Annotated in this window: 21 protein-coding genes; 12 read left to right on the top strand and 9 right to left on the bottom strand. The window is 69.4% G+C overall.

All coding sequences use genetic code 11. The annotated features are described in order from the left end of the window. Positions 1 to 11 precede the first annotated feature (11 nt). A complete protein-coding gene (locus P1K88_RS03405; protein ID WP_276412562.1) occupies positions 12 to 359 on the bottom strand; it encodes a hypothetical protein in 348 nt (115 codons plus the stop codon). A 278-nt stretch (positions 360 to 637) separates the two neighbouring features. On the opposite strand from P1K88_RS03405, the gene P1K88_RS03400 reads away from it, so the two are divergent. Then, entirely contained in the window at positions 638 to 1,708 is a 1,071-nt protein-coding gene (locus P1K88_RS03400) for an enolase-like domain-containing protein (protein WP_276412560.1), read from the top strand. Between the two features lie 153 nt (positions 1,709 to 1,861). On the opposite strand, the gene P1K88_RS03395 is transcribed toward P1K88_RS03400, so the two are convergent. Next, positions 1,862 to 2,377 carry a DUF367 family protein gene (locus P1K88_RS03395; protein ID WP_276412559.1) on the bottom strand — a complete coding sequence of 172 codons (516 nt, stop codon included), beginning with the start codon at positions 2,375 to 2,377 and terminating at the stop codon, positions 1,862 to 1,864. A 97-nt stretch (positions 2,378 to 2,474) separates the two neighbouring features. On the opposite strand from P1K88_RS03395, the gene P1K88_RS03390 reads away from it, so the two are divergent. From P1K88_RS03390 to P1K88_RS03380, 3 genes are all read left to right on the top strand, one after another. Next, positions 2,475 to 3,650, top strand: coding sequence for a peroxiredoxin family protein (locus tag P1K88_RS03390; protein WP_379786662.1), 1,176 nt, complete (start codon positions 2,475 to 2,477; stop codon positions 3,648 to 3,650). Between the two features lie 13 nt (positions 3,651 to 3,663). Further along, positions 3,664 to 3,999: a nuclear transport factor 2 family protein gene (locus P1K88_RS03385; protein ID WP_276412557.1), complete on the top strand. Its 336-nt coding sequence runs from the start codon at positions 3,664 to 3,666 to the stop codon at positions 3,997 to 3,999. 181 nt (positions 4,000 to 4,180) lie between these two features. Continuing rightward, complete coding sequence (locus P1K88_RS03380; RefSeq protein ID WP_276412553.1) at positions 4,181 to 4,660, top strand: NUDIX hydrolase; 480 nt, start codon at positions 4,181 to 4,183, stop codon at positions 4,658 to 4,660. Between the two features lie 2 nt (positions 4,661 to 4,662). Here P1K88_RS03380 and serS read toward each other — a convergent pair whose 3' ends face one another. Beyond that, a complete protein-coding gene (serS, locus tag P1K88_RS03375; protein WP_276412551.1) occupies positions 4,663 to 6,045 on the bottom strand; it encodes a serine--tRNA ligase in 1,383 nt (460 codons plus the stop codon). A 168-nt stretch (positions 6,046 to 6,213) separates the two neighbouring features. Here serS and P1K88_RS03370 point away from each other — a divergent pair, with 168 nt between their 5' ends. Beyond that, complete coding sequence (locus P1K88_RS03370) at positions 6,214 to 7,122, top strand: MBL fold metallo-hydrolase (RefSeq protein ID WP_276412548.1); 909 nt, start codon at positions 6,214 to 6,216, stop codon at positions 7,120 to 7,122. Here P1K88_RS03370 and cgi121 read toward each other — a convergent pair whose 3' ends face one another. Continuing rightward, complete coding sequence (gene cgi121 / locus P1K88_RS03365; RefSeq protein WP_276412546.1) at positions 7,123 to 7,620, bottom strand: KEOPS complex subunit Cgi121; 498 nt, start codon at positions 7,618 to 7,620, stop codon at positions 7,123 to 7,125. Then, a complete protein-coding gene (locus P1K88_RS03360; protein ID WP_276412545.1) occupies positions 7,620 to 10,073 on the bottom strand; it encodes an ATP-dependent DNA helicase in 2,454 nt (817 codons plus the stop codon). Before P1K88_RS03360 ends, cgi121 begins: the two co-directional genes overlap by 1 nt. A 155-nt stretch (positions 10,074 to 10,228) precedes the next feature. On the opposite strand from P1K88_RS03360, the gene P1K88_RS03355 reads away from it, so the two are divergent. The 4 genes from P1K88_RS03355 (at position 10,229) to P1K88_RS03345 (ending at position 12,937) form a co-directional block, all read left to right on the top strand. Next, on the top strand, positions 10,229 to 10,471 hold the full coding sequence (locus tag P1K88_RS03355; protein ID WP_276412543.1) for a ferredoxin: 243 nt from the start codon (positions 10,229 to 10,231) through the stop codon (positions 10,469 to 10,471). A 45-nt stretch (positions 10,472 to 10,516) separates the two neighbouring features. Then, positions 10,517 to 11,983, top strand: a complete 1,467-nt coding sequence (locus P1K88_RS03350) for an MATE family efflux transporter (RefSeq protein ID WP_276412541.1) — start codon at positions 10,517 to 10,519, stop codon at positions 11,981 to 11,983. A gap of 72 nt (positions 11,984 to 12,055) precedes the next feature. Then, a complete protein-coding gene (locus P1K88_RS18380) occupies positions 12,056 to 12,151 on the top strand; it encodes a hypothetical protein (protein WP_419181079.1) in 96 nt (31 codons plus the stop codon). After that, on the top strand, positions 12,152 to 12,937 hold the full coding sequence (locus P1K88_RS03345) for a DUF7089 family protein (RefSeq protein ID WP_276412540.1): 786 nt from the start codon (positions 12,152 to 12,154) through the stop codon (positions 12,935 to 12,937). Between the two features lie 18 nt (positions 12,938 to 12,955). On the opposite strand, the gene P1K88_RS03340 is transcribed toward P1K88_RS03345, so the two are convergent. Beyond that, the gene (locus P1K88_RS03340) at positions 12,956 to 14,083 is read right to left on the bottom strand and encodes an ORC1-type DNA replication protein (protein ID WP_276412539.1); all 1,128 of its coding nucleotides are present in this window, start codon (positions 14,081 to 14,083) and stop codon (positions 12,956 to 12,958) included. A 288-nt stretch (positions 14,084 to 14,371) separates the two neighbouring features. On the opposite strand from P1K88_RS03340, the gene P1K88_RS03335 reads away from it, so the two are divergent. Then, complete coding sequence (locus P1K88_RS03335; RefSeq protein WP_276412537.1) at positions 14,372 to 15,838, top strand: globin-coupled sensor protein; 1,467 nt, start codon at positions 14,372 to 14,374, stop codon at positions 15,836 to 15,838. A 7-nt stretch (positions 15,839 to 15,845) separates the two neighbouring features. Beyond that, the gene (locus tag P1K88_RS03330; protein WP_276412535.1) at positions 15,846 to 17,069 is read left to right on the top strand and encodes a PAS domain-containing response regulator; all 1,224 of its coding nucleotides are present in this window, start codon (positions 15,846 to 15,848) and stop codon (positions 17,067 to 17,069) included. Here P1K88_RS03330 and P1K88_RS03325 read toward each other — a convergent pair. Further along, entirely contained in the window at positions 17,066 to 19,114 is a 2,049-nt protein-coding gene (locus tag P1K88_RS03325; protein WP_276412533.1) for a helix-hairpin-helix domain-containing protein, read from the bottom strand. The two genes, P1K88_RS03330 and P1K88_RS03325, sit on opposite strands and share 4 nt — an antisense overlap. A 322-nt stretch (positions 19,115 to 19,436) precedes the next feature. Between P1K88_RS03325 and larE the strand changes: the two genes are divergently transcribed. Continuing rightward, entirely contained in the window at positions 19,437 to 20,303 is an 867-nt protein-coding gene (gene larE / locus P1K88_RS03320; RefSeq protein ID WP_276412531.1) for an ATP-dependent sacrificial sulfur transferase LarE, read from the top strand. Positions 20,304 to 20,330: 27 nt separating this feature from the next. Here the strand turns inward: larE and P1K88_RS03315 are convergent, their stop codons facing one another. Beyond that, positions 20,331 to 20,966, bottom strand: coding sequence for a histidine phosphatase family protein (locus P1K88_RS03315; protein ID WP_276412530.1), 636 nt, complete (start codon positions 20,964 to 20,966; stop codon positions 20,331 to 20,333). Then, entirely contained in the window at positions 20,963 to 22,768 is a 1,806-nt protein-coding gene (tatC, locus tag P1K88_RS03310; RefSeq protein ID WP_276412528.1) for a twin-arginine translocase subunit TatC, read from the bottom strand. The genes P1K88_RS03315 and tatC overlap by 4 nt, the downstream gene beginning before the upstream one ends. Positions 22,769 to 22,875: the final 107 nt, after the last annotated feature.

The following is a 22,875-nucleotide window of genomic DNA, read 5'->3' as shown; positions in this document are numbered from 1 at the left end:
GCAAAAAGGTACTATAGGAAATCCCTGACGTCGGAGTACCACATGTCGTGTTCGTCGACGGCGTCGATGGCCTCGGCGACGCGGACGGCGATGGCGTGCCAGCACAGCTGGTCGGGGTCGTCGGCGTCCAAGTTGTACTCGCTGTCGGCACAGGTACAGCCGCCGTCCTCGACGATGTACTCGTCGTCGTGGCCGACGACGACGGTGAAGTCCCGGTAGCCTTTCACCCGGCCCTCGCCGACGGCCTCGATGGCGCGCTGGCCCCGGTCGCCGTGGACGTCGACGAGACGTGACACTGCCTCGGGGGTGAGTTCCCCCGCCTCGGCGAGCAGCGCCGTCCACTCGTCGACCCCGGTCACACGTCGGCTACGGACACCCCCGACAAAACAGCGTCGGCTCCCGGCGTCGCACCGTTTGACGCAGACAGTGTGGGCGCGAACAGCCAGAATGCCCTGGCTTGCTCCGGGACGGCGGGCGACGAGAGCACCGCGACGGGGGAAGTGAGAGAGGAGCGCAGCGAGTCGCAGTAGCCGAGCGCCCGGGGGTTTTCTGGCTGTCCACGACCCGAATCTCTTCAGTCCACGCGACGACCCGTCACACCCGCGGTGTTTTCAAGGTGCGAGTTCTCGGAGGAGACATGTACGACCGCGTGGCCGACCTGCCGCTGACCGTCGAGGCCTGTCGTGTCGACGTTCAGGAGCGGGCGACCTCCAGTGGCTTCGACCGGGCCTCGACGACCATCTCGCTCTCGGGGGCCGGCGAGACGGGCCGTGGCGAGGACGTCACCTACACGAACGAGGCCCACTACTCGCTTGCGAGTCACGCCGACGACGTCGACCTGGCCGGCGAGTACACGCTCGAGTCGTTCTCCGACCACCTCGACGACGTGGCCCTGTGGCCCGACCCGCCCGAGGAGGACCGCTTCCGCCACTACCGGCGGTGGGGCTTCGAGAGCGCGGCCCTCGACCTGGCGCTGCAGCAGGCCGACACCTCCCTGGGGGCGGCGCTGGGGCGGACCTACGACCCCGTGACCTTCGTCGCCTCCACGCGCCTCTCGGACCCCGAGAGCGACGAGGCCCCATCTGCCGACCGCCTCGCGACGCTACAGTCAATCCACGCGGACGTGGCGTTCAAACTCGACCCGACACCCGACTGGGACGATATCCTCATCGCCGAACTGGCCGAGTACGACGTCCGCGTCGTCGACATGAAGGGACTCTACGAGGACGAGCGGGTGGCCAGCGACCCGGACCCGGTGTTCTACCGGCGGGTCGTCGACGGCTTCCCGTCGGCGCTCGTCGAGGACCCGAACCTGACGGCGGGCATCCGCCCCATCTTCGAGGGTCACGAGGACCGGGTGACGTGGGACGTCCCGATAACCGGCGTCGAGAGCATCGAGGCGCTGCCGTTCGAACCCGAGTGGCTGAACATGAAGCCCTCGCGCTGTGGGACCGTCGAGTCGGTGCTCGAGACCATCGCGTACTGCGAGCGTGAGGGCATCGACCTGTACGGCGGCGGCCAGTTCGAGCTCGACGTCGGCCGCGACCACATCCAGGCGCTGGCGTCGCTGTGCTACCCGGACTCGCCCAACGACGTCGCCCCGGGGGGCTACAACGACCCCGACCCCGCGCCGGACCTGCCGACGAGTCCGCTCGCCCCGCCGGCCGACCCGCGGGGCATCGGCGTCGGCTTCGGCGGCCCTGAGTAGTGACGGCACATCTACAAGAACTCGCGCGTGGTACCAGACACCATGCGGTGTCAGAACTGCGGCGAGTTCATCGAGGACGCCTTCGAGGTGTACGCCCGGGAGGCCTGTCCGTACTGTGAAGCGCCGCTCAACGAGAAGGTCCCGACGCGCTGATCACTCCGCTTCGAGGTAGTCGTCCTGGACCGCGACGACGTCAGTCGAGTCCGCGCAGTCCGCGTAGCGCCGCAGCGGTTCCTCGTTCAGCTCGAGGAAGGTGTGGCCCCAGGAGAACTTCGAGAGGATGTCCTCGGCCTGCTGGCGCTCCCCGAGGATACAGAGCGCGCCGGCGAAGGCCTCGACGGTATTCAGCTGGAAGGGCGTCCCGTAGTTGACCGGGTTGGCCGCGACCAGAAAGGGCAGCGAGCGGTGGATTCCCTGGAGGTCGAACGCCTCGCGCTCGGCGGTCTCCGAGGAGCAGTCCAGCGCGACCAGCCGGTCGTGTCGGGCGCCGTCGCCGGGGTCAGCGCGGTCGGCCGGCGACAGCGCCCGGTCCGCGAATGGGTTGAGGACGACGCCCGGGGGCGTCGACCGCGTCGCGCGGTGCAGCTCCGCCAGGTCGAACCGGGCGAGCTTGCGGGCGCTGCACTTCTTCGGGTCGTCGTCGCCCTCGTAGCGGACGTGAAGTTCCACATCCGGGCTAGCACACCGGCGGACAAAAGCACCTCGGCACGGTCCAGCGGGGGGACCTGACACCCACGCTTAAGTACCATGCCAGCAACAATCCGGTGTGCTTGAAGAGGGGGCCAGGGCGCCGCGGTTCGAACTGCCGGCGCTGGTAGACGGGTCGTTCCGCCAGGTGGCACTCGAGGAGTACCTCGGCGAGGACGTGGTGGTCCTGGCGTTCATCCCGGGCGCTTTCAACCCGGCCTGTGACGACCAGTCCAGCGGCCTCGAGGAGCTGGACCTGTTCACCGTACAGAAGGACGTCACCGTCCTGGGCATCAGCCCCGACTCGGTCTACAGCCACCGGGCCTTCGCCGACGCCTACGACCTGACGATGCCGTTGCTCGCCGACACCGACCGCGAGGTGGCTCGCCGGTACGGCGTCGACGTCGTCGACGACCTGGGGCAACATCTCCTCGAGCGTGCCGTCGTCGTCGTCGACCACGACGGGGTCGTCGCGTACACGTGGTCGACGAGCGACCCGAGTCGCCGCCCGGACCTCGAGGGCGTGAAAGACGCCATCGGCGAGACGGGCGGCGACGACGTCGCCTTCGCCCGCTACCGGGTCGGCCACGCCCACTACACCGAAGGGCGGCGCGCGTTCACCGCCGCGATGGGGTCGTTCAACGAGTCCGAGTGGCTGCTCGCTCAGGGCGACTTCCAGCAGGCCCGCGACGAGTTCGCGGCCGCCGAGGACCACTTCGACACGGCGGTCCGGTTCGTCGACGATCCGGACCTCGAGACCCTCTACGACGGCGCCCGGACCAAGGCAGACGCGCTGTACCAGGCCGCTGACTGGCTCGCACGGGCGGCCAACCAGTACTCCAGTGGCAACGGCATGGCCGGGCGGACGCTCCGCGAAGACGCGGAACGCCGCCTCGAGTCGGCCCGCGACTACCGCGACCCCCCGGACCCCGACCAGTGGCCGCCGGACGGCACGGACCCGAAGCAGGGGTCGACTGGGGACGTGCTCCCGGACGCCGAGGACGGCACGCCGGCGACCCTGAACGTCGACATCGACGCCGAGGTCGACGGGGCGACGGCGACCGCGGACGATCACGGGGCGACGGACAGCGACGCGGCCGGCGAGGACGGCGACGACGCCATCGACGACGAGGAACTGGCGGCGATACACGCGGAAGTGGAAGCCAGCGAACCGGGCGCGGACGGCGACGCGAACGACGACCGGACGCGGGACCGGCCCGACACCGGCGGGTCGACCGGGCGGGACGACCCGTGATTCGGAGGCCGCGATGACGCCGGTCGGCCGCGCCCGGGCGTACTATCGGGCGATAGACGCCGGAGACTACGGGGCGCTTGCGGACCTGCTGACGTCCGAGTTCGTCCACGACCGCCCCGACCGGACCATCGAGAGCCGGGACCGGTTCGTCCGGTTCATGCGCGACGAGCGCCCACGGACCGACACGACCCACCCGCTCGAGGGCGTCTACGTCCCGGCCGAGGACGGGACCGACGTCGTGGTCCGGGGCCGGCTCGTAGGCGCCGACGGCGAGACGCTCGTGTGCTTCGTCGACGTCTTCGCGTTCGACGGCGACCGCATCGCCCGCATCGAGACCTACACCGGGTGACTACCACCGCGGTAGGCACCGTCTGCCGAAGAGTAATATACTCCCGCGAGAGACTCAGGGTACGATGCCACGCCGAGCGGGCACCGGCGCCCGAGGCGGCGGTTTCGACGCCGCACCGAAGGCCGACGCTACCGGTTTAGGCGGCGTCTATTTATTCACGACGGGAGCCTCGTTAGAGTGCATGACGAACCCGTCGACCACCCTCCGGGACGGCGAGACAGCGCGCGAGTCCGGACAGTACCGGTACCGGACCGGTGCGAAGGCGCTGGTGACGTCCGCGGCGAAGGTCCTGCTGGTCCGGGAACGCCACGCGGACGGCCAGCCGTTCTGGACGCTCCCTGGCGGCGGCGTCCACCCCCACGAGGCCCCCGAAGACGGGCTGGTCCGGGAGCTCCGCGAGGAGTTACACTGCCGGGCCCACGTCGGGACGGCGCGCGCCCAGTTCTGTTACGTCCACGAGAGCCTGGCGTCGACGGTGTCGCTGTACACCGTCTTCGACTGCTCGCTGCTGTCGGACCCGACGCCCGACCGGGGCGAGGGTATCGACGACGTCGGGTGGTTCGGGCTGCGGACGCTGCCGGCCACGACGCTCCCCCAGGTCAAACACATCTGTCGGCGGGTCGCCGACCTCCCGGCCCACCGGGCCGTCGCCGACGACTGACACTACTCTTTCTCGCCCGCACCGACGGCGCTCTCGCCGACCGGGTCCTGTCCCTCGATACGCTCCTGCCCGTTCATGTACGGCCGGAGCGCCTCGGGGACGGTCACGGTGCCGTCCTCGTTCTGGTAGTACTCCAGAATCGCCACGAGCACCCGCGGGACCGCCAGCCCGGAGCCGTTGAGCGTGTGGAGGTACTGGGCGGACTCGTGGCGCTCCGGGCGGTAGCGCAGGCCGGCGCGACGCGCCTGGAAGTCCTCGAAGTTCGAGACCGAGGAGACTTCCAGCCAGCGGCCGCCGCGCTCGGGGCCGTCTTCCATGTCGTCGCCGGGAGCCCACACCTCGATGTCGTACTTCTTGGCCTGCGTGAAGCCCATGTCGCCGGTGCACATGTCCAGCACACGGTAGGGGAGTTCGAGGCGGTCGAGCACCTCGGCGGCCTCCTCGAGTAGCGACTCGAGTCGGTCGTAGCTGTCCTCGGGGCGCACGAAGTTGACGAGTTCGACCTTGTGGAACTGGTGGACGCGGACGTAGCCCCTCGTCTCGGTGCCGTGTTCGCCGGCCTCACGCCGGAAGTTCGGCGAGAACGCCTGGTGCTTGATCGGCAGGTCGTCGTCCAGCATGATCTCGTCGCGGTACATGTTGGTGACCGGCACCTCAGCGGTCGGCAGCAACCACAGGTCGTCCTCGTCGATGTCGTCGTCCTGGCGCGCGCCGACGCGGTAGGCGTCCTCGTCGAACTTGGGGAGCTGGCCGGTCCCCTCCATCGACGCGGAGTTGATCGGGATCGGCGGCAGGATGTCGGAGTAGCCCTGCTCGCGGTGGACGTCGAGCATGAACTGGATCAGCGCGTGTTCCAGCAGCGCGCCCTCGCCCTTGACGAACTGGTAGCCGCCGCCGGTGACCTTCGCGCCGCGCTCGAAGTCAAGGATGTCGAGTTCCTCGCCGAGGTCGTAGTGGGGAATCACGTCGTCGGGCAGGGCACGCAGGTCCTCGAAGCCCTCGCGGTAGCGCTCGACGTTATCGCGCTCGTCCTCGCCGGTGGGCACCGACTCGTGGGGGACGTTCGGGAGCTCGAGCAGGGCCTGCTCCAGCTTGGCCTCCAGTTCGTCGGCCCGCTCCTCGACGTCCTGGAGTTCGGCCTTGAGCTCCTGTGAGCGCTCGATTGCCTCCTGGGCCGCTTCCTCCTTGCCCTCCTGTTTGAGCTGGCCGATCTTCTTCGAGACCTCGTTGCGCTCCTGGCGCAACCCGTCGCCGCTCGCCTTCAGCTCGCGCCACTCCTCGTCGACCGCCAGGATCTCCTCGAGGTCGACGCCGGTCACGCCCTTGCGCTCGATGGCGTCCCGGACCGTCTCGGGGTGCTCCCGGACGAACTGTCTCGATAACATGGACGTCGGTTCTCGATGGCGGAAATTAGGCGTGTCGGTCCTGGTGTGCGTGGTGGAGCGCGGTGTCGTCCAGCGTCGAGGGTGTCGCGGCGAACGGCCAGAGACACAGAATTGTCGAACCGAGCAGGTAGCACAACGGTTTTGCGCCCACCGGACCCGACCCGTAGTATGGCAATCGGCGACGTCTACGAGGCGACGGTCGGCGACTGTACCGACATCTACTACGTCGATACGGGGATGTACGACGTCCCCGAGTACGGGTCCGTCTACGTGCTGGACACCGAGCGGCCCGCGGTGGTCGACACCGGAATCGGGACGAACTACGAGCGGGTCCTCGATACGATGGCCGACGTGGGCATCGCCCCCGAAGAACTGGAGGTCGTCGCCGTCACGCACGTGCACCTGGACCACGCCGGGGGTGCGGGCTTCCTCGCCGAGGCGTGCCCGAACGCGACAGTGTACGTCCACGAGATCGGCGCGCGCCACCTCGTCGATCCCGACCTGCTCTGGGAGGGCACGAAGGGGGCGGTCGGCGACCAGTTCGAGTTCTACACCGAGCCAGAGCCGGTGCCCGAAGACCGCATCGTCGAGCTCACCGACGGCGACACCGTCTCCCTCGGCGACCGGGAACTCGAGGCCCGCCACGCGCCGGGCCACGCCCCACACCAGGTCGTCTTCCACGACGCGGCTATCGACGCCGTGTTCACCGGCGACGCCGCCGGCATCTACACGCCCTCGTCCGGCGAGCTCCACGTCACGAGCCCCCCGGTCAACTTCGACCTGGAACAGGCGCTCGACGACCTGGCGATGATCCGGGATCTCGACCCCGAGACGCTGCTGTACGCCCACTTCGGGCCGGCACCGACCGGCGACCGGCTCGAGACGTACGCGGACATCCTGACCGAGTGGGTCGCGGCTATCGAGGAGCAACGCGCGGAACTGGGCGACGACGAGGCCGTCGTCGAGCACTTCGTCGACCCGGTCGAGACGCCGGCCGTCTGGGGCGAACGGAAGGCGAAGGCCGAGACGGCGATGAACGTCAGGGGCGTGCTGGTGGCGCTGGACCGCGAGAAGTAGCTATTTCTCGACGGGCAGCATCGCCACCCGCTCGCGCACGGCGTCGGCCAGCGTCCCCTCGGTCGCGGCGAGTTCCGTGTCGGTCACGTCGAAGAAGTCGCGAACGAGCGCCGCGTCGTAGTCGCCGAGCGTCTCGGCCGGCGAGAGCAGATCACGCAGGTCGGTGGCGGCCGCCGACTCGTCGGTCACGTCGTCACCCACCACGACGGCGACCACCGGACACTCCCCCTCGCCGACGCCCATCCGGAGCGCGCGGTCTATCTGCCGGCGACCCGCCGCGTACAGCAGTATCTCGACGCCGAAGTCGTCGGCGATGGTATCGTCGCGCTCGCGGGCACGCTCGGCGAGTTCGACGGCCCGAACGAGGTGGGCGCGGTCGACCACGTAGCGGGCGTCGAACGCCTGGACGGTCACGTCGTGACGGTCGCCGACGTCGGTCAGCGCGGCCACGAACTCGCCGACGTCCTCGATGGTCGCCTCGCCCTCGACCACCTGCATCAGAAATCACCCAGGCTCGACTGGTCCTCGGCGGTCTCGTCGGGGTCGTCGGGGTCGTCCGCCCGGCCCGTATCGACGACGGTCACGTCTGGGTCGGGTTCGACGCCCTCCATCGACGGGTCGCGGTGGCCGGCGTTCTCGAGGACGTTCTCGGCGGTCTGTCGGCGTCCCCGGAGTGCCGCCAGGACGACCGGTTTCTCGGCGTCCCGGAGCGTCGCGCGGTCGTCGATGCCGGCCTCGAAGAGCCGCCGGGCGCGCTTGCGACCGACGCCCCGGACGCCAGCCAGGTCGACCAGTTCCTCGCGGACGCCGTGTTCGACGCGGATGCGGGCCTCGCTGATGGCGCGGGCGGCGTCCAGGTCGACCTCGCCGGCCAGCGACTCGGCCGCCCCCAGGAGCCACTGGGCGGTCTCGACCTTCCCGCGGATGTCGCCCGGGCCGACGCCGTAGCGCTCGGTGATGGTCTCCTCGTCGACCTCTGTCGCCCAGTCTTCGAGCAAGCGCGCGGTCTTCAGCGCCGCGAGCCAGTCCTCGAACCGGTCGTCCTCGAATTCGGAGGGCGTCGGACCCAGTAACTCGTCCTCGCGCTCGTACAGTTCCATCTCGTACTCCTCGCGGTCGCCCGACCGGAGGTACAGTTCGTACATGTCCGGCGTTCGCGAGACCAGGTGGTAGAGCCCGAGCGCCGAGATCTCGCCGGGGTCGGCATCGGCCGCCTCGGCGTGCTCCTCTGCGAGTTCGCTGGCGGTCGTGAACCCGCCCTCGGGATCCGCTGGCTCGCTGCTCGTCGTCCCCGCCGAGCGCTTCCAGTCGCGCAACCCGTCGATGATCTCGGCGGCGCTCATCGGGTCCAGGTACAGCGAGGAGACGGTGTGACCGAGCGACGTCGCGTCGAGTTCGATGTCTCGCGGCTCGTCGCCGCTCGACCAGTCCGGGGCGCGGAGCGCCTCGCTACCGCCATCGATTTCTAAAAAGCCGTTGCGCTCGAGGTAGGTCAGCACGTCGTCGGTCACCCGCTCGAGCCGCCCGCTCTCGTCGGTCTGGCTGGCGTAGAGCGTCTCCTCGAGGAACTCGAGCAGGCCAGTTCGTGAGCGGGCAAAGCCAGACGCCACGGTCGCGAGGATGTGGGTCCGCAGGGCGGGTTCGGCAGCCAGTTTCGAGCGGACGGGTTCGGGGTCGGCCCAGACGTAGCGCTCGAACAGCTCGTCGAGTTCGTCGTGGCTGTTGGCGATGAGCACGGCCTCGCCGTAGGGGTCCAGGCCCGGCCGGCCGGCCCGGCCCATCATCTGGTGGACCTCCAGCACCGACAGGGGTTGCATCCCGCCCGCCGTCCCGTCGTAGCGCCGCCAGTCCCGGACGACGACCCGGCGCGAGGGCGTGTTGACGCCCGCCGCCAGCGTCGGGGTCGCACAGACGACCTTCACGAGGCGGTCGCGGAAGGCCTGCTCGACCAGTTCGCGGTGGCCGCGGGCGAGCCCGGCGTGGTGGAAGGCCGCGCCCTGGGCGACGGCGTCGGCCAGGTCGTCACTGGTCTCGGTGTCGCTGACGTCGCGTATCTCGTCGGCCACGTCGGCGAGCTGGGCCTGCTCGTCGGCCGCGAGGTGCGGGCTGACGGTGCTCCCGAGCCGGCCCGCGGCGGCCTCGGCGTTCCGGCGGGAGTTGACGAAGACGAGCGTCGACCCGCCCGTCTCGACCAGGTCGCCGTCCTCGTCGTACTCGTCCTGTAGCGTGTCGCGGACGATGGCCGCGGTCGGCTTCTCGTTGTTCTGTACCGCGAGGCGGCGCTGGCTGCCGTCCTCCAGGTGGAGCGCCTGCCCGTAGTGGACCCCTTTCTGGAGGTCGATGGGGCGCCAGTCCGAATCGACGAGTTCGGCGTCCAGCCACGCGGCGAGTTCGCCGGCGTTGCCGATGGTCGCCGACAGCGCCACCGTCTGTAAGTCGGGGTTCAGCCGGCGGAGCTTGGCGAGGGTGACCTCGAGCGTCGGCCCCCGGTTGCCGTCGTCGACGAGGTGGACCTCGTCGCTGACGACGCAGGTGAGTTCGTCTATCCAGGGCGCGTCGTTCCGCACGAGCGAGTCGACCTTCTCGCTGGTGGCGACGACGACGTCCTTGTCGCCGAGCCACCCGCCGTCGGACTCGTAGTTGCCCGTGGAGACGCCCACGTCCAGTCCGTACTGCTCGAACTGTTCGAACTCGGCCTGCTTCTCGCTGGCCAGCGCCCGGAGCGGGACGATATAGAGCGCCGTCCCGCCGCGGGCGACCGACGAGAGCATCGCCAGCTCGGCGACCAGCGTCTTGCCGCTCGCCGTCGGGATGGCGGCGACGATGTTCTCGCCCTCCGTGACGCCCGCCTCGACGGCCTCGGCCTGCGGTGGATACAGCTCCTCGATACCGTCCGCACGCAGGTGCTCGGGCAACCAGTCGGGCACACCCGGCAGGTCCGCGACGTCCATTACCACCCGTTAGGACCGTCCCGCGATTTAAACTGTCGCACTCCGGAGTGGAAGTGTTCCGTCGGGGAGATATCGCCGAGAATACTGCGAGACGGCATACCGTCACAGAGCCAGCTGAGGGGAACGCCTTTGGCCGTGACCGCCCAACGCCCGCCATGCGCATCGAGTACGACTGGGACACCTGCATCGGGATGTTCCAGTGCGTCGCGGAGTGGGACGCCTTCGAGAAAGACGAGGACGCCGGCAAGGCGGTGCTGACCGACAGCGAGGAGCGCGAGGACGACGTCTTCGTCCGCGAGGTGCCCGAGGGAGCCGAACTGGACGCGAAGTTCGCCGCGCGGGCCTGTCCGGTCGACGCCATCGCCGTCTACGACGACGACGGCGAGCAGGTCGTCTGAGCGGGAGCGAAACCGACACCACGTTGCGGTCCACAGGGGGAATAGATGGTCCGACGTGCGCTACAGCGGCTGGTTCGCTGGGTTCCCGCGGTGCTTTCCAGCGCGGGCCTGGTCGACCGCGAGAAGGCCACCGCCGCGACGGACCTCGCGGCCCCGGTGATGGTCACCGGCGGGCTTCGCATCCTCCTGCGACTGGCGGACTTCCTGATGGTCGGGGTCGCGCTGGGCGATGCGGCCATCGCCGGCCTCGAGCTGGGCTTTCAGTACTACTTCGTGGGCTTCGGTCTCTCGCTGGCGATCTCCTCGGGGACCATCAGCGTCGTCTCGCGGCTCCAGGGGGCCGGTGAGGCCGCCCGGGCCGACCTCGCGGTCAAGCAGTCCCTGTGGCTGGCGCTGGCCCTCTCGGCGCCGTTGACGCTGGTCTCCTGGCTGTACCCCGAACTCCTGGTCGGCGTGCTGACCGACGACGCCGCGACGGTCGAGTTCGGAGCGACCTACCTGGCCATCGTGATGCTGTCGATGGCCCCGCGGTTCTGGTCTATGGTCGCCGCTCGCGCGCTCGCCGGGAGCGCCGATACCCGTACGCCGATGTACGTCCGGCTGTTGAGCCTCCCGACGAACGTCGCGCTCAACGCCGTCCTCATCTTCGGCCTGGGCCCGTTCCCCAGGCTGGGCATCGCCGGCGCGGCGTGGGGGACCGCCATCGCGAACACGCTCGCGGCGGTCATCTTCTTCACGCTGCTCTCCTCGGGGCGCTACGCCGTCCGCCTGCCGCTGGGCGGGCCACAGTTCGACGCCGGCCTCCTGCGCGAGATCGTCCGCGTTGCGCTCCCGCTGACGGGGATGCGCCTGCTCCAGACGTTCGCACGCTTCCCGTTCCTGTTCGTCCTGGGCGTGCTGGGGACGCCGACGCTCGCGGCCTACGCCATCGGCCGGCGCGTGATGTTGCTGGCGCTGATGCCCGCGTGGGGGTACGCGACGGCCGCCTCGACGCTCGTCGGCCAGCACCTCGGGTCGGGCGACCCCGATGCGGCGACGGACTACGGCTGGCAGACGCTGCGGGTCGCACTGGCGGTCCAGCTCGCCGTCGGCGCCGTGCTCGTCCTGCTGGCCCGCCCCATCGTGGGCCTGTTCGGGACCGCCTACCCCGAGCTCGCCGCGCAGTTCGTCCGCGTGTTCGGCCTGCTGGTCGCGGGCTTCTCGGTCTCGCGGACGATGCGCGGGAGTCTGCGGGGCGCCGGCGACACCCGCTGGCCGCTCTACGGGACGATACTGGGGTCCTACGGGTACCGCCTCCCGGTGGCGGCACTGGCGCTCCCGGCGTCGTTCGTGGTGACCGTCCCGATCGTCGGCGTCCCGGTGTCGCCCGGACTCGGCCTCGGCCTGCCGGCTATCTTCGCGGCGCTCGTGGGCGATTTCTACGTGAAGGCCGCGGTAAACACCGGCCGCTTCTGGACGGGCAAGTGGCGCGACGTGGCCCACCGCGCCGGCGTCGGCGCGAGCGGCGACTGACGCCGACGACGGGTGTGGCAAGCCGAGCGTCGTTTCTCAAGGTTTAATGCCCGGCCCTCGATACGCCATCACATGAGCAAGGCAACGAAGATCGTCCTCGGAACCGTCGGCGCGTCGGCCCTCCTTGCGATTCTCGTCATCGCTGGCATGGCCCTGCTGTCGGCGTAGATGTTCACCGAACGCTCGCTGTCCGGCGAGGTGGCCGGCGTCCGCGAGGCCCACGCGCCCGACGCGCTCGTCGTCGACACCGCACGGGACTTCGAGACGCTCGACCCGGCGGTCGCGGAGGACCTCCTTTTGCTGACCGACGCTGTCGACCCCGTCACCTACGACCGATCCTGGCTGCCGGCCGACGCGCCCGAGGAGCTGCAGCGGTTCGCGGGCAGCGACTTCACCGTCGGGATGCCCGGCGACGGCGGGGTCGCCTGGACCCGCCAGACCGACCCGCCCTGTGTGTTCGTCAAGCCCCGGCTCGCGGGGTCGCCAGAGGGCTTCGTCGACTTCCTGCTGGCCGAGGCGCTGGTCGAGGTCGGTCTGGGTGTGCCCGAGCACTTCCTGGGATTCTTCCGGGACGTGTACCCCGAATTCGCCGACGTCGCCCGGTCGCGACTGGGGGCCGCGGACACCTACCAGCTCGCCGCCGCACTGTACGACGCGTACGTCGGCCTGGAGACCCGTCCCGTCTTCGCGGACTGGGACGGCGAGTACCCGCGGCTGTTCGACGCCTGGGTCGACGCCGGCGAGCGCCTCGAACCGCGCCTGGGCGACCTGTCGAGGGAGGTGGCCCGCGGACAGACGCGCTTCGCCGCGGCGGCCGAACTGGCCTGTAGCGCCGTCAAACACGGCCTCGACCTGCCGGCGCCCTTCGCCGCACTCGATACGGACGCCTACCGCGACCACGGCCCCGACTACGCCCTCAAGTGGACCGAGACGACCTTCCAGAAACTGGGGTGACGCGAGGGCTCGAGCCGGTCAGAGCCGGTCGAGCACGGCGTCGGCGTCGTAGTTGAGCGTCAGCTCCCGCGAGCGGCCCCGGCCGTCGACGTTGGTGTACTCGGCGTCGATGATGCCCAGCTGGTCGAGTTTGTTGATGATCTCGGAGTAGCGGGTGTAGCCCAGTCCCGTCTCGTCGTTGAACACGTCGTAGATGTCGCCGGCCCGCTTGCCGTCGTGGTCGGCGATGACCTCGACGAGCGAGGCCTCCGAGTCCGAGAGCTCCCGGAGTCGGCGCGAGAGGTGGACGTACTTGGACTTGTCGTAGGCCGCCTCGACGTCCTCCCGTTCGACCGTACGGGAGGCGCGCATCTCGGCGTTCATCCCCGCCCGGCGCAGGAGGTCGATGCCGACCCGGAGGTCCCCGCCCTGCTCCTCGGTGAGTTCGGCCACCCGGTCGAGCACCTGCGGGCCGACCGCCCCCTCGTGGAACCCCCGGTCGACGCGCTCGTCGAGGATGTCGACGATCTCGGCCTGACCGTACTTGTTGAAATAGACCTCCTCAGGGCGGAAGACCGACTGGACGCGGGTGTCCAGCGCCTCGATGACGTCTAAGTCCAGATCCGAGGAGACACAGATGACGCCGATGCGCGCCCCGCTGTGGGCCTCGTGGGCGCGCAACAGCGAGTACAGCGTGTCGCTGGCCTCGTTCTCGTAGAAGAGGTAGTTCACGTCGTCTAAGGCGACCACGAGCACCTGGTCGCGCTCGACCAGGCGGTCGGTGATCTGGGAGAACAGCTTCTTGAAGGAGATGCCCGAGGAGGGGGGCTCGTACTCGAATATCTCGGCGAACAGCCGGGAGAAGACGGCGTAGCGGGTGGACTCGACCTGGCAGTTGACCCGGACCGCCTGCACGTCGGTCTGGGCGGTCAGCTCGTCGAACAGGATCTGGGTCGCCGTCGTCTTCCCGGTGCCGGGCGGGCCGCGAGCGATGACGTTGAGCGGCCGGGACCCGCGGACCGCCGGCCGGAGCGCGTACTTCAGCGTCTCCATCTGGGTCTCCCGGTGCTTGAACGTCTCCGGGAGCCAGTCGATCTCGAAGACGGTCTCGTCCCGGAAGACGGACTCGTCCCAGCCGAGCATCCCCTCCTCGGGGTCGTCGCTCATCACGTGCACCGACCTTCGCTGCGTACTTAACCATTTGCCACCCCGACGGTGAAAGTGAAACTGGTCGGCGTCGGAACGGGCGTCCGGCGGGGCCCATCCAGCGGGCCACGCTGTCGGCTTCCGGCCGGCAGCCTACCTGTCGTAGTTGGGATACACAGAGCGTCTTCGAAATCCGACACAGGAGCGCTATTGCCGGAACTTTTGTTAAACAGTTTTCATTACCCCAGAATATTCTGGTCCGTATCAGTAGAAAATTATTTACGCTATTGTTATCACGCATATTCTATAATGTCACAGGGGGGGGCTGCCGTGCGTATCGACGACGAACGGCGACAGCGCGTCGACGGGTCACAGCTCGTCGACGACATCGGCATCGACCGGAAGGAAATCGAGTTCCGGAAGGAGTTCACCGGATTCGACGCGGACGATGCCAGCCGTCTGGCGGCGATGGACGATCTGTTCGACGAGATCGCGGACGACCTCGTCGAGCGGTTCTACGACAACATCCAGGCACACGGCGAGGCAAAGGAGGTGTTGGGGCGGTCCACCAAGTCCGTCGAGATGCTCAAAGGGTCCCAGGAGCGGTATCTCAAGGCGCTCGGCCGGGGCGAGTACGGCCGGGAGTACTTCGAGCGCCGGGCCCGCATCGGCAAGATTCACGACGTGCTCGACCTGGGGCCGCGGTTCTATCTGGGCGCGTTCTCGATCTACTACGAGGGCATCATCCAGGGGATCTGTGACGAGGTGGCAGCGGAGACGGCCGACGTAGAGGAAGCAGTCGAGACGGTCGCAGAGCGCACCACGTCGGTGCTCAAGCTGCTCTTGCTGGACCAGCAGGTGGCGATGGACACCTACATCCACTCGTTCAGCCAGGACTTAGAACAGGAGCTAGAGCGCCAGCAGGCGGTCGCAGAGGAGGTCGGCGAGTCAGTCGACGAGATCGACGAGACGACCGACGACGTCGCGGCGACCTCCCAGGAGATCAGTGCCACGGCCAACGAACAGACCGAGGCCATGGACGCCGTCGAGAGCGAGGTCGCGAACATGAGCGCGACCATCGAGGAGATCGCCTCGACCGCCGACGAGGTCGAGTCGACCAGCAGCCGGGCCGCGACGCTCGCCGACGACGGGACCGAGTCCGCGAAGGCGGCACTGGACTCGATGGACGCCGTGTCTGACTCGGCGGCGGCCGTCAGTTCGGACGTGGACGCGTTGCAGCACCGCGTCGACGAGATCGACGACATCGTCGAGATCATCAACGACATCGCCGAGCAGACGAACATCCTGGCGCTGAACGCCTCCATCGAGGCCGCACGCGCAGGTGACGCCGGCGACGGCTTCGCCGTCGTCGCCGACGAGGTGAAGTCCCTGGCCGGCGAGTCCCAGGAGTACGCGACCGACATCGAGGCGCTCATCGACGACATCCAGACCGACACCGACGAGACAGTCGAGAGCCTGGAACGGATGGTCGAACAGGTGGACGCGTCGACCGACCAGGTCGAACAGGCGATGGAGAACCTCATGGACGTCGCGGACGCGGTCAGGGAGACGTCGGAGGGCATCGCCGAAGTCGCGGACGCGATGGACGACCAGGCCGCGAGCACCGAGGAGGTCGCCAGCCAGGTCGACGAGGCCGTCGACCAGGCCGAGACGGTCGCCAGCCAGGTCGAGGACATCGCGGAAGCCAACGGGGAGGTCGCGAGGAACCTCTCGGACCTGCAGGCGTCCATACAACGACTGTCGAAAACCAACTGAGAGCGGTGTGAAGCGGGCATCAGGGAGCACGATGGAGATGGAACCCTCGATTCCGAGAGTCGACGGCCGCCCCGGCGACCGGACAGCGACGGCACCGATCCGTGTCCTGCACGTGGACGACGACCCCCAGATACTGGACCTCACCGCCAGCTGTCTCCGTCGCGAGAACGACGACTTCGAGGTCGTCTGCGAGTCGAGCACACGGGAGGGGCTCGACCGTCTCGAACGCGAGACGGTCGACTGTGTCGTCAGCGACTACGACATGCCTGGGACGGACGGCCTCGAGTTCCTCGAACTCGTCCGCGAGGCGTACCCGGAGATGCCGTTCATCCTGTATACGGGCAAGGGCAGCGAGGAGATCGCCAGCGATGCCATCTCCGCGGGCGTGACCGACTACCTCCAGAAGGGGCGGGGGGTAGACCAGTACACCGTGCTGGCCAACCGCATCGCCAACGCGGTCGAACGGCGCCGCTCCCTGGCGGCACTCCAGAAGAGCGAGGCACACCTCGCCCGCGCCCAGCAGATCGCCGACCTGGGCAGCTGGACCTGGGACATCGAGACCGGCGGGCTGTACTGGTCCGACCAGATATACCGAATCGCCGGCGTCGAACCGGACACGTGGGACGCGACGTACGACGCGTTCCTCGAGCTGGTCCACCCCGACGACCGTGACGCCGTGACTACGGCAGTCGACCGGGCGCTCGCGGGCGACTCGGCGTACGACATCGAGCACCGTATCGTCCGGCCGGACGGCGATGTGCGAACGGTCCACGAACGGGCCGAGATCGCCCGGGACGAGGACGGCGACCCGGTCGCGATGAACGGGACCGTACAGGACGTTACCGACCGGGTGTCGAACCAGCATGACCTGAAGGCGTTCCGCGAGGCCGTCGAGCACGCCGGCCACTCTATCTACTGGACGGACCCCGACGGCCGCATCGAGTACGTCAATCCGGCGTTCGAGGAGTCGACGGGATACACGGCAGCGGAGGTTATGGGGGCCAATCCGCGCATCCTGAAGTCGGGCGCACACGACGAGGCGTTCTACGCGGACCTGTGGGAGACCATCCTCGACGGGGAGACCTGGGAGGGGTGGGTCGTCAACGAGCGCAAGTCCGGCGAGCGATACGTCGTCGACCAGACGATCACACCGGTCACCGACAGCTCCGGCGATATCAAGCGGTTCGTCGCCGTCAACACGGATGCGACGAGCCACTCGACGCGAGACTAGTCGAACTTATCGAGCAGGGCCGCATAGAAGCCCGTCCCGTCCGCACCCCCGTCACCGTCGGCCAGCTTCTCGACGATGAGTTCCGGTGTCGAGCGGGCGAGCTTTCCCTTCACCGGCGAGCGTTCGACCCGCAACTCCCCGTCCTCCAGGCCGACGGCCTCGATGCCGTCGATGCTCACGTCGATGGCGGCGGCCTCGCGGATGTCCCGGGCGAGGTGCGAGACGAAGACGGCCGTCGCCCGACTGTCGCCGAGCGCCTCCAGGATGCCCGCCATGATCTTCGCACTCGCGCCGGGTTCGGTGATGGACTCGAGTTCGTCGACCAACACCATGACCCGGCGGTCGGCGCCCCCGTCGCTGCTCGCGGCGTCACCGCTCGCCCCGTTCGCGGGCGACTGGCCGTCGACCTCGCGCACCAGGTCCCCGAACTCACGCAGCGTCGCCTCGAAGGCGCCGGCGTCCAGCGTCCCCTGGGTCTTGGCGTGGTAGTGGAGTTCGCCGATGCGGCCGACGCGGGCCGACTCGGCCGGGACGGGCAGGCCCATGTGAGCGAGCGTCGTCACGAGCGCTACCAGGTCCAGCGTCGAGGTCTTCCCGCCGCTGTTGACCCCCGAGAGCACCGTCACGCCCGAGACGGCGTAGTCGACGGGGTCCACATCCTCGAAAGGCACGTCCAGCAGCGGCGAGCGCCCGCCCCGGATGTCGAAGCCCGGTTCCTCGGTCACCGCGGGCATCGTGCACTCGAAGTCGTCGGCGAAGCGCGCGACGGCGAGTTCCACGTCGAGTTCGAGCGCGGCGTCGACCAGCGCGTCGGCGTCGTCGCGCAGGTCGGCGAGGTCGTCGGCCAGTTCCTGCTTCCGGCGGGTCGCCCGGCGGTCCCGCGCGGCGGTCAGTTCCTCGCGCAGGCGACTGACGACGCGCTCCTCGTGTTCGACCGGGTAGGCCGGTTCGTCCGGGAAGGCCCGGCGGGCCACGTCCTCGGTATCCGTGAGCGCCAGCGCGTCGACGAGGTGGTCGCGGGCCTGCTCGATTGCGGCGGCGTACTCGTCGGCGAGTTCGCGCTGGAGCAGGGAGTCGACGCCAGCGCCCCGTTCGACCAGCGAGAGTAGGTCGGTGCCCTCGATGGTGACGTCGCGCTCCTCGATGGCCTCGCGCAGGTGGTCGTTGGCGACGCTCTCGGCGGTCGAGACGGCGGCGTCCAGGTCGTCGACGGCGGTGGCGAGGCGGTCGAGTTCGTCGTCGCCCCGGACACTGCCGTCGGGGTCGAGCTGTCCGAGCGCCGATTCGAGGGCGTCGAGGTCACACGGGCCCTCGAGGCCGGCGACGCGGTGGACCTCGGCGGCGGCCCGCACGCGGTCGCGGTTCCGCGCGAAGAACGTCAGGACGCGCTCGGGGACGACCGATTCGGGGCTCGCCAGCGCATCCGGGTCGACGCGGACGTCGCCCTCGACGTCGACGCCGGCAAACGACTCGTCCAGCGCGACGACCGTCGCGTACGAGCGAGCCAGTTCCGCCAGCTGGCGGGCGTCGTCGACCACCTCGACGCTCACCTCGGGGATGGCCTCCTTGGCTGTCGCGTATCGTTCGGCGTCACTCGTCGCCAGGCAACGGTCCCGGACCCTGACGTCACCGGGTTCGACGAGCGGTTCGACGGCCTCGAGCGCGTCGAGCACCGCGGGGTCCGGGTCGCGGGCCATCGCCCGCTCGGAGAACGCGCGGACCTCCTCGATGCGGCTGCGGACACCGCTTGGATACAGCGTCTCCAGGCGGCTGGCGGCGTAATCGGTGACCGTGCGGTCCTGGACCAGGCCGAGCGCGTCCTGGAATATCGTCCTGGCCCGGGGCGTCGCCGCGAACCCGCCGGGGTCGTCGTGGTCGGCCCGGATGGCCCCGCGGGCGATGCGCGCGGCCCGCCCCTCGCTGATGCCCGGGGCCCGGGCGAGCGTCGCCACGTCGCCCTCCCGCAGGGCTCGCTCGGGATCCTCGAGCTGGCGGAGCGCCTCGGCCGTCTTCGCGCCCACGCCCGGCACCGATTCGAACTCCATCTGCCCGTTCGTTCGACGCCAGCGAGATAAAACCCGTCGCCTAGCAGGACGGAGAGTGTGGAGCGGAATCGTTTCGAGTCACAACAGCCAGAAAGCCCCACCCGTTGCAGGCTGACCAGCCGACGCGGGGCGGGACTGAAAGGGGCGAGACGCTGGACGAAGGCGGGCGACGTAAGCACGCGAGTGAAACGAGCGCGCGCAGCGAGCCCTCCGAGTCCAGCGTCTCGGGGCTTTCTGGCTGTTCACCTCGATGGCAACTGCAGGGAACACTACTGATGCAGAACGCGAAGGCGTTTTCACGGTCCAGCGAGAAGCCAGACCAATGACCGCTGTCGCGGAGAAACTCGCTGCTGCCCGGGAGGACCTCGCCGCGCGGGACGGCGTGCTGGTCGCGTTCTCCGGCGGCGTCGACTCGAGTGTCGTCGCCGCGATCGCCCACGACGCCCTCGGCGACGACGCCGTCGCCTGCACTGCGAAGTCAGAGACCCTGCCGGCCGAGGAACTCGAGGACGCCACGCGCGTCGCCGAGGAGATCGGCATCCGTCACGAGATCGTGGAGTTCTCCGAACTCGACAGCCAGGAGTTCATCCAGAACGACGACATGCGCTGCTATCACTGCCGGTCGATGCGCCTGGGCGCGATGTACGACCGCGCGATGGAACTGGGCATCGACGTGGTGTGTGACGGCACCAACGCCTCCGACGTCGGCGAGGGCCACCGCCCCGGCCTGCGCGCCGTCGAAGAACTCGACGCCTACTCGCCGCTGCTGGAACACGACGTCGAGAAGGCCGAGGTGCGGGAGATCGCCCGCGAGTACGACCTCTCGGTGGCCGACAAGCCCTCGATGGCCTGCCTCTCCTCGCGCATCCCGACGGGACTCGAAGTGACCGAAGAACGCCTCTCCCGGGTCGAGAAGGCCGAGCGCCTCCTGCGGACCTGGGGCTTCGAGCAGTTCCGGGTCCGCGACCACGACGGCCTGGCCCGCATCGAGGTCGGCGAGGCGGAACTGGAGACGGCGCTGGACCCCGACTTCGTCCGCGCGGCGCGGGACCACATCGAGGACTGCGGGTTCGACCACGTGACCCTGGACCTCCACGGCTACCAGACCGGCAGCGTCAGCCCGGAGAGCGAGGACGACGAGCCCGTCGTCGCGGACGTCTTCGACGCCGAGTACCCGAGCGCCGAGTGAGTGCGGGCTGGCGACGGCGCTGGACGGCTACCAGTCGACCGTCTCGCGCCAGTCGGTCTGTTCCTCGGCGACGAGCGTCGCGTCGTCGCCGTCGAGGCTGATCTCGGTGACGGCGCAGTTGTCGTGTGAGTGAGCGGTGAGTGTCGCCGACCGATCGCGGTCGGTCAGGTCGGCCAGGAGCACCTTGATCACGCCGCCGTGGGTGACGACCAGCGTCGTCTCGCCGGGGTCGGTCGCCGTCTGCACCGCGTCCCAGGCCGACGCGACGCGGTCGCAGAACGCCGCGACGGACTCGCCGTGGGCGGGGTCGGCCGAGAGCGACGAGACGCTGTCGTCCGGGTCGTGCTCGGGGTAGCGCTCGAACAGTTCCTCGACCAGGAAGCCCTGGTAGACGCCGAACCCGCGCTCGCGCAGGGCGGCGTCGAAGGAGGGAGTGGGCAGGTCGCCGGCCGCCGCGTCGCGCAGGTGGGCCGTGGTCTGCCGGGTTCGCTCGCTGTCCGAGGCGAGAACCCGGTCGACGTCGTAGGCGTCGGCGACCCACGCCCCCATCGCACTGGCCTCGCGCCGGCCGCGGTCGGTCAGACCGGTGGCGGCCCACCCCTGGATGCGCCCCTCGCGGTTCCAGGGCGTCTCGCCGTGCCGGGTGAGCAGCACCCGTCTCATGACTCACTCGCGCTTCGAGCCCGCCGGTGGGCGACGAACAGGCTCACCTCGAAGAGTGCGATGAGCGCGGCCGCGAGGGCGGTGGCGGCGGTCGGTTCGAGGCTGACCTGGTTCACCAGGCGGAACAGCGTCGGGTCGGGACTGGCCAGGTAGCCGGCGACGATGCCCACCGCCCAGACGGGGAGTCGGGCGCGTCTGAAGGCCCGCCAGGCCCGGACGCTGCCGTAGTAGTTCTTGTTCAGGTACGCCAACAGCTCGAAGGCGACGATGATGCTCCCACCCAACAGCATCGGCGTCGCGTTCCCCAGCCCGATCGACGCCAGCGACTCGGTGACCACCGGCGGGAGCCGGGTGTAGTAGCCGGTCGGCACCGGGGCGGGGCTGAGGACGTAGCCGGCGAGGAGCGCGGCAAGCCAGACGAACGGCCGGCGGGCCGCGGCCTCCTCGGGCGTCGGGACGGGCGAGGCGTCGCCGGTCCAGCGCAGCAGCAGGAGGGTCCCCTCGAACAGCGTTATCATCGTCACGGCGACCATCAGCGGCGCCATCCCGGTCGGGTCGGGGCTGAAGACGAAGGCGATGGCGGCGAAGGCGCCCCAGAAGTACAGCCGGCGGTCCTGGAGCCACTGGCGGGTCGTGACGCCCATCATGATGGCGAGCATCACGAACAGCGGGATCTGGAAGATGAGCGCGAAAAAGCCCAGCATCAGGATGATGAGGTTGAAGGTATCGCCCAGGCCAAAGGCGAGGTCGGCGGCCCGGTCCGAGTAGGTGATGAAATAATCGAACATCGCCCGCAGGACGGCGAAGTACGCGAAGCCGACGCCGATGGCCGCGAGCACGAGACTCGTCGGCACGGCGGCGAGGTAGTAGCGCCGCTCGCGGGGGTAGAGCCCGGGGCGCATGAACAGGTACGTCTGGTAGACGAAGACGGGGAGCGCGGCGATGAGGCCCACGAGCGAGGCGACCTTCAGGCGCGCGAGGATGAGCGCGAGCGGGCTGTAGACGTGCGGACAGTCGGGTCCGGCCGCCGAAACGGTGTCCGTGCCGCCGACGGCGAAGGAACCGCAGGCCTCCGCCGGGCCGTCGAGAAAGGAGAACCACAGGAACTGGATGAGTTCGTCGGAGGCCGGCAGGGCGATGATGGTGACGGCGGCCATCACGCCGACGACGGCGAACAGTCGGAGCGCCATCTCCTCGACGTGGTCGGCCAGCGGCATCTCCTCGTCGTCCGGCGCGCCCTGGTCGACCATCTCGTCGACGTCGTAGTCGTGCTCCGGCGGCGACGGGGCACCGCCGGCGTCGCCGACACCCGTCGGCTGGGGAATGCCCCAGTCGGTCGGGATGTCGGCCGGAATCGCGGCGGTTATCTTGCTCGGGTCGCGCTCGAACAGCGGCGGCTGCTGCTTGACGAGCAACCCGTGGGGGTCCGAGACAGTCCGGTACTCCGTCACGTCGGTCCCGTCGGCGTCCGTGTCAGCCCCGTCGTCAGCGTCGGCGTCTGCCGCTGCAGCCCCGGACTCGGCTCCGCCGTCGCCGTCGGTGTCGGACTCGTCGGCGTCGGCGACGTCCTCGTCCGAGAGTACCGGGTCCCGGGGGCCGTGTTCCTCGGGCCGGCGCACCGGCTCGGACAGGCCGTAGTCCTCGTCGTAGTCCCCGGAACGCTCGGACGACTGGTCGTCGCCCCCCTCCGCTGGCTGGGGCGAGGGCTCCTCGGCCCCGCCATCCGAGGGGGGCGTCGAACCATCACCCCCGTGGTCCTCGCGTGGTGGGCTCGCGTCGTCGTCCGCGTTCCCGTCGGGCATCTGTCCCGGGCTTGGCGGTTCGTCGTTGTAAACTTTCTTTTCGCAGTCGTCCCGCCGCGGCACGGAACGAGGGTGGGACGGCGCCACGCTCGCGCGTCGGTCCGGCC

This window comes from Haloarcula halobia (assembly GCF_029338255.1).
GTDB classification, from domain to species: Archaea; Halobacteriota; Halobacteria; order Halobacteriales; family Haloarculaceae; genus Haloarcula; species Haloarcula halobia.
The sequence above is the reverse complement of the archived record's forward strand: the minus strand, read 5'-3'. Positions and strand labels throughout refer to the sequence as shown.

What these genes read in the sequence shown, in the direction of transcription:
- P1K88_RS03400 (WP_276412560.1), top strand. Translation starts at nt 638, where the DNA reads ATGTACGACCGCGTGGCCGACCTGCCGCTGACCGTCGAGGCCTGTCGT.
- P1K88_RS03385 (WP_276412557.1), top strand. Translation starts at nt 3,664, where the DNA reads ATGACGCCGGTCGGCCGCGCCCGGGCGTACTATCGGGCGATAGACGCC.
- P1K88_RS03380 (WP_276412553.1), top strand. Translation starts at nt 4,181, where the DNA reads ATGACGAACCCGTCGACCACCCTCCGGGACGGCGAGACAGCGCGCGAG.
- serS (WP_276412551.1), bottom strand. Translation starts at nt 6,045, where the DNA reads ATGTTATCGAGACAGTTCGTCCGGGAGCACCCCGAGACGGTCCGGGAC.
- P1K88_RS03370 (WP_276412548.1), top strand. Translation starts at nt 6,214, where the DNA reads ATGGCAATCGGCGACGTCTACGAGGCGACGGTCGGCGACTGTACCGAC.
- cgi121 (WP_276412546.1), bottom strand. Translation starts at nt 7,620, where the DNA reads ATGCAGGTGGTCGAGGGCGAGGCGACCATCGAGGACGTCGGCGAGTTC.
- P1K88_RS03360 (WP_276412545.1), bottom strand. Translation starts at nt 10,073, where the DNA reads ATGGACGTCGCGGACCTGCCGGGTGTGCCCGACTGGTTGCCCGAGCAC.
- P1K88_RS03355 (WP_276412543.1), top strand. Translation starts at nt 10,229, where the DNA reads ATGCGCATCGAGTACGACTGGGACACCTGCATCGGGATGTTCCAGTGC.
- P1K88_RS03350 (WP_276412541.1), top strand. Translation starts at nt 10,517, where the DNA reads ATGGTCCGACGTGCGCTACAGCGGCTGGTTCGCTGGGTTCCCGCGGTG.
- P1K88_RS18380 (WP_419181079.1), top strand. Translation starts at nt 12,056, where the DNA reads ATGAGCAAGGCAACGAAGATCGTCCTCGGAACCGTCGGCGCGTCGGCC.
- P1K88_RS03345 (WP_276412540.1), top strand. Translation starts at nt 12,152, where the DNA reads ATGTTCACCGAACGCTCGCTGTCCGGCGAGGTGGCCGGCGTCCGCGAG.
- P1K88_RS03340 (WP_276412539.1), bottom strand. Translation starts at nt 14,083, where the DNA reads ATGAGCGACGACCCCGAGGAGGGGATGCTCGGCTGGGACGAGTCCGTC.
- P1K88_RS03335 (WP_276412537.1), top strand. Translation starts at nt 14,372, where the DNA reads ATGTCACAGGGGGGGGCTGCCGTGCGTATCGACGACGAACGGCGACAG.
- P1K88_RS03325 (WP_276412533.1), bottom strand. Translation starts at nt 19,114, where the DNA reads ATGGAGTTCGAATCGGTGCCGGGCGTGGGCGCGAAGACGGCCGAGGCG.
- larE (WP_276412531.1), top strand. Translation starts at nt 19,437, where the DNA reads ATGACCGCTGTCGCGGAGAAACTCGCTGCTGCCCGGGAGGACCTCGCC.
- P1K88_RS03315 (WP_276412530.1), bottom strand. Translation starts at nt 20,966, where the DNA reads ATGAGACGGGTGCTGCTCACCCGGCACGGCGAGACGCCCTGGAACCGC.
- tatC (WP_276412528.1), bottom strand. Translation starts at nt 22,768, where the DNA reads ATGCCCGACGGGAACGCGGACGACGACGCGAGCCCACCACGCGAGGAC.